The organism is Segatella asaccharophila (genome assembly GCF_054687055.1).
Window position 1 is genome coordinate 58563 of the sequence record NZ_BAACAN010000018.1, and the last position, 7987, is coordinate 66549.

The following is a 7987-nucleotide window of genomic DNA, read 5'->3' on the forward strand; positions in this document are numbered from 1 at the left end:
GTGCATTCAGAATCCATCTCTTTCCACATAACCCATCCATATATTACCTAAAATCTCTACAATAATTGCAACCTGATATTTCCTATGGTTTTATAGATAAAAAACTCTTATATTTATTAAAATATAATACAAAACAAGAAATATTCGACGAATTAATACATATTTTACTAATTTCATATTGCATTATGGAAGTTTATTTGTACTTTTGTATCCGATTTGATAGAGAAATTAGCAAAACCCGAATTATATGCAACAAGTAAAGAGAGATGGATTGTATGATGCCGCCAATGAGCATGACGCTTGTGGTGTCGGCATGATCGTAAATATCCATGGAAACAAAAGTCACGAACTCGTGGACAACGCTTTGAAGGTTTTGGAAAATCTTCGTCACCGTGGCGCTGAAGGTGCAGACGGGAAAACCGGTGATGGTGCCGGAATTCTACTCCAAATACCCCATGAGTTCATTCTTCTTCAAGGGATTCCTGTTCCTGAAAAAGGTAAATATGGCACAGGATTAGTCTTCCTCCCTAAAGAGGAAAAACGCCAACAAGAGATCCTCGCTATCATGATAGAGGAAATTGAGCGCGAAGGATTATCTTTAATGCACTTGAGAAACGTACCCACTAACTCGGACTGTCTGGGGAAGGCTGCTTCAGCCAGTGAACCTGATATCAAACAAGTGTTTATCACAGGTGTGACGGATGACAAACTGGATTCCTTTGAACGCATGCTCTATATCATTCGAAAGAAAATAGAACATCGTGTGCCAGACAAGGACTTCTATATCTGTTCCTTATCAAGCAAAACCATTGTGTATAAAGGGATGCTCTCCAGTCTTCAGTTGCGTCAATACTATCCAGACCTGACTAATAATTATTTTACCAGTGGCCTTGCTTTAGTACATAGTCGTTTCAGTACAAACACATTCCCCACCTGGAGCCTGGCTCAACCTTTCCGTTTCCTTTGCCACAATGGAGAGATCAATACGATCCGTGGTAACCGGAGTTGGATGAAGGCCCGTGAATCCGTCCTTTCATCCAAAGCACTTGGAAATATCAAGGACATTTCCCCTATATTACAACCAGGCATGAGCGATTCTGCCAGTCTGGACAATGCACTTGAATTTTTTGTCATGAGCGGGCTGTCACTGCCTCATGCTATGGCTGTCCTCATCCCTGAAAGTTTTAACGATAAGAATCCTATTTCAGATGAGCTGAAAGCCTTCTACGAATACTATTCCATCCTGATGGAACCATGGGATGGACCAGCCGCACTAATGTTCAGCGACGGCCGTTATGCCGGCGGAATGCTTGACCGTAATGGACTCCGCCCTGCCCGTTATGTCATTACAAAGAATGATACGATGGTAGTGGCTTCAGAAGTAGGTGTTATGGACTTTGATCCCAGTGAAGTAGTAAAGAAGGGTCGTCTGAAACCAGGTAAGCTCCTGCTTGTGGATACTCAGGAAGGCAAGATCTACTATGACAATGAAATCAAGGAACAACTAGCAGCGGAGCATCCGTACCGGGAATGGCTGAAAGAAAACCGGATTCAATTGGAAAATATCCATAGCGGCCGTAAGATCCCCAACAGTATAGACCATCTGATCCGAAAAGAAGTAGAATTTGGATTTGGTGCAGAGGATATCAATGACACGATCATACCAATGGCTACCCAGGCAAAAGAGCCCACAGCTTCAATGGGAAACGATACGCCACTGGCAGTCTTGTCTGACAGACCCCAGATTTTCTTCAATTATTTCAGGCAGCAATTTGCTCAGGTAACCAATCCTGCCATCGATCCAATCCGAGAAAAACTGGTGATGAGTCTGACGGAGTATATCGGACGAGTAGGGACCGGTATCCTGAATCCGGACGCATCTAACTGCAAAATGGTCCGCTTACCTTATCCTATCCTGACAAACGGCCAACTTGATATTCTATGCAATATCAGATACAAAGGATTCAAGACCATTAAACTTCCGATACTCTTCGAACGATCCAAGGGAGAAGAAGGACTTCGCGAGGCATTGGATGACCTTTGTCAAAAAGCTGAAAAGAGTGTAGACGATGGCTATAATTACATTATACTGAGCGATAGGAATGTAGATGAGACACATGTGGCAATTCCTTCATTACTCGCTACCAGTGCCGTTCATCACTATCTAATAGAAGTCGGGAAGCGTGTACAAACGGCCTTGATCGTTGAAAGTGCTGAAATCCGGGAGGTCACACATGCGGCATTGCTATTAGGGTATGGTGCCTCTGCACTCTGTCCTTATCTGACCTATGCCATCCTGGATGATCTCGTAAAACGTGGTAAGATTCAGGAAAACTATGCAACAGCAGAAAACAATTACATTGAAGCTGTCAAAAAGGGATTATTGAAAATTATGGCAAAAATGGGTATCTCTACCATCCGCAGCTATCGCGGAGCACAGATATTCGAAGCGGTCGGACTTTCAGAGAATCTTTTAAAGGCTTATTTCGGAACAGACATCAGTACGATTGGCGGTATTGGACTGAAGCAGATTGCGAAGGATGCTATAGACCTCCACGATCAAGCTTTTGACAAGAAAGAAAAATATGAATTTCTGCCTAACCAGGGTGAGCAGCATTACCGTAAGGACGGTATCCAGCATGCCTGGAACCCGGAGACCATTGCTACACTACAATTAGCCACCCGAACAGGCAACTACCAATTATTCAAGAAATTTGAAGACTTAGTAGATCATAAACCGAAACCGATATTTCTGCGAGACTTCCTAGAAGTAAAAAGTGACCGCAAGCCAATTCCTATTGAACAAGTAGAACCGGAGGATCACCTTGTCAAACACTTTGTTACTGCCGCAATGAGTTTTGGAGCCTTGTCAAAAGAAGCTCATGAAGCGCTGGCACTTGCCATGAACGCACTGGGGACAAGGAGTAATACAGGAGAAGGCGGAGAGGACAGCTACCGTTTTCATAATACCATTGACGGCATCAGTCTGGCTAACAAAACCAAACAGGTAGCCAGCGGTCGTTTTGGGGTAACTACAGAATATTTAATAAATGCCGAAGAAATACAAATTAAGATTGCACAAGGTGCAAAACCTGGAGAAGGAGGCCAGCTGCCGGGCTTTAAAGTAGATCAGGTCATCGCCCGGACACGCCACTCCATTCCTGGTATTTCCTTGATTTCTCCCCCTCCTCACCATGATATCTATTCAATCGAAGATTTAAAGCAATTGATTTTCGATTTAAAGAATGTAAATCCTAAAGCCATTATCAGCGTCAAACTAGCTGCAGAAAGTGGTGTAGGAACAATCGCAGCAGGAGTAGTAAAGGCAAAAGCCGATCTGGTAACTATTTCCGGTGCTGAAGGAGGTACAGGTGCTACCCCGGCATCCAGCAGACGATGGGCAGGAATCTCTCCTGAAATCGGATTGTCAGAAACACAACAGACCCTAGTCAAAAACGGACTCCGATCGATCTCTCGTTTACAAGTTGAAGGTCAATTGAAAACGGGTCGTGATGTTATTATCATGGCACTACTTGGAGCAGAAGAATTCAGCTTCGGCACAGCTCCTCTGATCACATTAGGCTGTGTGATGATGCGTAAGTGTAACAAGAACACTTGCCCGATGGGTGTCGCAACTCAGGATCCAAAGCTTCGTTCACATTTCCGTGGCGACTATCATTACGTCATCAACTACTTTAAATTCCTGGCTCAACAAGTCCGTGAATATTTAGCACAGATGGGGTATCACACGTTAGACGAAATAGTGGGACATACTGAACTGCTCTCACAAAAGAAGGTTAGTGATCCTAAATTCGAGACTCTTGACTTCAGCCAGATGCTTCATAAAGAAAATGGTGACAGCAGTTTATACTGCACGAAGACTCAAGATAACGATTTGAGCAATATACTGGACCAACAGTTAATCAGTGGTTCCCAGACAGCCATAGAAGATCAAGAGGAAGTTAACCTTGATTTCACCATTCGCAATACAGACCGTGCCGTTGGTACGATGCTGAGTGGTATCATTGCGAAGAAATATGGAGAAGAAGGCCTTCCTGAAGATACGATTAACGTGAAATTCAAGGGGTCTGCAGGACAAAGTTTCGGAGCTTTTCTGGTTAAAGGTATTGACTTCAAACTTGAAGGTGAGACTAATGACTATTTTGGCAAAGGCCTGAGTGGAGGAAGAATATCCATTACTCCCCCTATCCGCTCTAACTATAATGCCGAAGACAATGTAATTGCTGGAAATACAGGACTTTATGGAGCCACCAGCGGGGAGCTTTATATTAATGGACAGGTGGGCGAGCGTTTTGCCGTTCGTAACTCCGGTGCCATCGCAGTAGTTGAAGGCGCAGGTGACCATTGCTGTGAATACATGACAGGCGGAAGGGTCGTCGTACTGGGAACAACGGGACGCAACTTTGCCGCAGGTATGAGTGGAGGTGTAGCATACGTATGGGATAAGCACCATGACTTTGATTATTTCTGCAATATGGATATGGTCGAAATCAACCTTGTCGAAGAAACGAATTACCGTAAGGAACTTCATGAATTGATCCGGCAGCACTATCTCTATACAGGCTCGAAACTTGCCCGCACCATGCTGGATGATTGGAACCACTATGTGGAAGAATTCATTCAAGTAGTGCCCATTGAATACAAGAGGGTATTACAAGAAGAACAAGTAAAAAAACTGCAACAAAAGATTGCAGACATGCAACGTGATTATTAATCTCTCTCAGCTCTGTCCCTGCACCTTATTAGTGCATCCGACAGACTGGGAATGAAAGGAAAGGAAAAGAAAATGGGAAATCCTAAAGCATTTTTAACTATACCAAGAAAAGAAGCTGGCTACCGGCCAGTTCATGACAGAATCCACGACTATGGTGAAGTGGAGCAGACACTGAACAGCAATGACCGCCGGTTACAGGCATCCCGCTGTATGGATTGTGGGGTTCCATTCTGTAACTGGTCATGTCCTTTAGACAATAAAATTCCGGAATGGAATGATGCCGTATATAAAGGTGACTGGAAACTGGCTTACAAGATCCTGACTTCCACTAATGACTTCCCGGAATTTACGGGAAGGGTATGTCCGGGACTATGCGAAAAAGCCTGTGTATTGAATCTGATGCTCCATGAACCGACCACCAATCGTGAAAACGAATGTGCTATTGTAGAACATGCTTTTGAAGAAAACTACATCCAGCCTCATGTTCCTAAACGTAACGGCATGAGCGTCTGTGTGATCGGAGCAGGTCCTGCCGGATTATCTGCTGCATGCCGTCTGAACCAGGACGGATACCAGGTAACCGTATTGGAAGCCCGTGAAAACAACGGAGGCCTGCTACGTTTCGGCATTCCAAACTTTAAGTTGAATAAAGAGATCATTGACCGTAGGATCAGTCTTCTCGAACAGGAAGGAATCTTGTTCAAGTATAATCAGAATGTAGATGCCACTAAACTTCCGAAAGGCTACGATGCATACGTCATCGCAACAGGTACACCTATTGCCCGCGACTTAAAAGTTCCAGGAAGAGACTTAGAGGGCGTTTACTTCGCTCTACAATTGCTTTCTCAGCAGAATCGTGTACTTGCGGGAAAGGAATATAGCAAAGAAGAACGCATCTCTGCCAAAGGTAAGGATGTCCTTGTGATAGGAGGCGGTGATACCGGATCAGATTGTATTGGAACCGTTCACCGGCAAGGTGCCAAAAGCGTAGCTCAGATAGAAATCATGCCTAAGCCCCCTATTGGTCCTGATGATCCTAAAAATCCATGGCCTAACTGGCCCAGAACCTTGAAGATCACATCCAGTCATGAAGAAGGCTGTACACGTCGCTGGAACATCAACACCTTGGAGTTTTTAGGTAAAAATGGAAAACTGACAGGAGTAAAAATTCAACCCATCAAATGGGAACCGAACCCGGAAGGAGGACGTCCTCTGATGAAACCCGCCAGTGAGCCAGAAGTAATCAAGGCTCAAATGGTTTTACTTGCTATGGGATTCCTCAAACCTAAGCAACCCGAGTTTTCTACAAATGTTTTCGTCGCAGGAGATGCAGCCAGTGGTGCTTCATTAGTAGTACGCGCCATGGCAAGCGGCCGCGACATTGCAGAGAAAGTAAACTCCTTTCTGCTGAAGAAATGATCTGATCAGATATTTGAGAAAGACTTAAAAAGACGAATCCGATATATCCGGGTTCGTCTTTGCTTTTTATACTTCTCATCATGCACGAAGTACCGTTAAAGAAATCTGCCTTTTAAATCCCAGACCGGTACTGTAACACAATTGTAACCTATATTTAAACATCTCGTAACATCCGTGACTTATCTTTGCAAACACAAAAATCAACAACTGGATTATTATGAGTGGCATTTATTTATGCATTTTAATTTTTCTACTGTGCCTGGCTATTTTCGATCTGTTTGTAGGCGTCAGCAATGATGCTGTCAATTTCCTACAACCGGCCGTAGGTGCACGAGTAGTCAAATTCCGCACGATACTAATCGTCGCCTCATGTGGAGTTATTCTTGGTGCAATCATGTCATCTGGGATGATGGATGTCGCCCGGCATGGAATCATGATGCCTGACCATTTTTCCTTTAATGAAGTGATGATCATCTTTTTATCTGTCATGGTTACCGATGTAATGGTACTGGATGTATTCAATTCACTTGGACTCCCGACATCAACCACTGTATCTATTGTCTTCGATTTACTAGGAGGAACCTTTGCCCTTGCTACAATCAAAATAGCCCACAACAGTGCTCTATCCTATAGCGTGCTCCTCAATTCCAGTAAAGCTCTAAACGTCATTATCGCCATATTTGTCTCTGTAGCTATCGCATTCTTTTTCGGAGTCATCGTAATGTGGATTTCACGAATATTCTTTACTTTCAGTTATAAAAAGCATCTGAAATATATCATTGCTATTTTTGGCGGTATTGCTTTCACCACACTGGCTTACTTCATTTTCCTGAAGGGTTTGGGGACAAGCCCTTATATCTCTGATACTGCCAGGAACTATATTAATGTAAACACCAACAGGCTGCTGGTCTACACCTTTATCGCATCAACTATTATCATGGAGATACTCTATCTTTTGCACATTAATATTTTCAAGTTTATTGTGCTGATGGGTACCTTTGCTTTAGCTATGGCTTTTGCAGGAAATGACCTCGTTAACTTCATCGGCGTACCCCTTGCCGGACTTAGTTCTTTCCAGGACTACATAGCCAATGCCCACGGAGCTGCCCCTTCTGATTTTATGATGAACTCCCTTATGGCGAGCGCAAAAACCCCGCCGGCCTATCTCCTCATTGCCGGAATCATCATGATCATTGCTATAGGAACTTCAAAGAAGGCACAAAAGGTAATCAAGACTTCCGTGGATCTATCTCGCCAGGATGAAGGGGACGAAATGTTCGGCAGTTCTAAAGCTGCACGCGCATTAGTGCGTTTCACTCAAAATACCGGAAATGCTATTACAACCATCATGCCTGACAAACTCGTCACCTGGATTAATTCTCGTTTCAACAAGAACGAAGTCATTCTTACTGACGACAAGGCCGCTTTCGACTTGGTGCGGGCTTCAATTAATCTCGTATTGAGTGCAATGCTGATTACTATTGGAACAAATCATAAATTGCCGCTTTCGACAACCTATATTACCTTTATGGTCGCCATGGGTTCGTCCTTGGCAGACAGAGCCTGGAGCCGTGAAAGTGCCGTATTCCGCGTGACAGGAGTCTTAAGCGTGATCGGGGGATGGTTTATTACTGCCGGAGTAGCTTTCATAACTTGCGGAATAGTCTGTCTGATCATGTACTTTGGAGGGTTTCCGGTCCAATTACTTTTTATGGCTTTGGTCATATTCCTGTTGATTCGCTCTAATCGCAGATATGCTAAAAAAGAAAAAAAGCAAGATGAAGAAGATGATTCCTTCCGTCTGATGATGCGTTTAAGAGACCCAGAATTAGT

3 protein-coding genes are annotated in these 7987 nt (G+C 43.8%); all 3 read left to right on the forward strand.

Features of this window, described 5'->3' with window-relative positions; all coding sequences use genetic code 11:
* Positions 1–247: 247 nt before the first annotated feature.
* Entirely contained in the window at positions 248–4735 is a 4488-nt protein-coding gene (gltB, locus tag ACYRYG_RS10205) for a glutamate synthase large subunit (RefSeq protein ID WP_293417553.1), read from the forward strand.
* A gap of 72 nt (positions 4736–4807) precedes the next feature.
* The gene (locus ACYRYG_RS10210; RefSeq protein WP_293417556.1) at positions 4808–6154 is read left to right on the forward strand and encodes a glutamate synthase subunit beta; all 1347 of its coding nucleotides are present in this window, start codon (positions 4808–4810) and stop codon (positions 6152–6154) included.
* Between the two features lie 217 nt (positions 6155–6371).
* On the forward strand, positions 6372–7987 hold a 1616-nt coding region (locus ACYRYG_RS10215; protein WP_460198083.1), incomplete at its 3' end, for an inorganic phosphate transporter.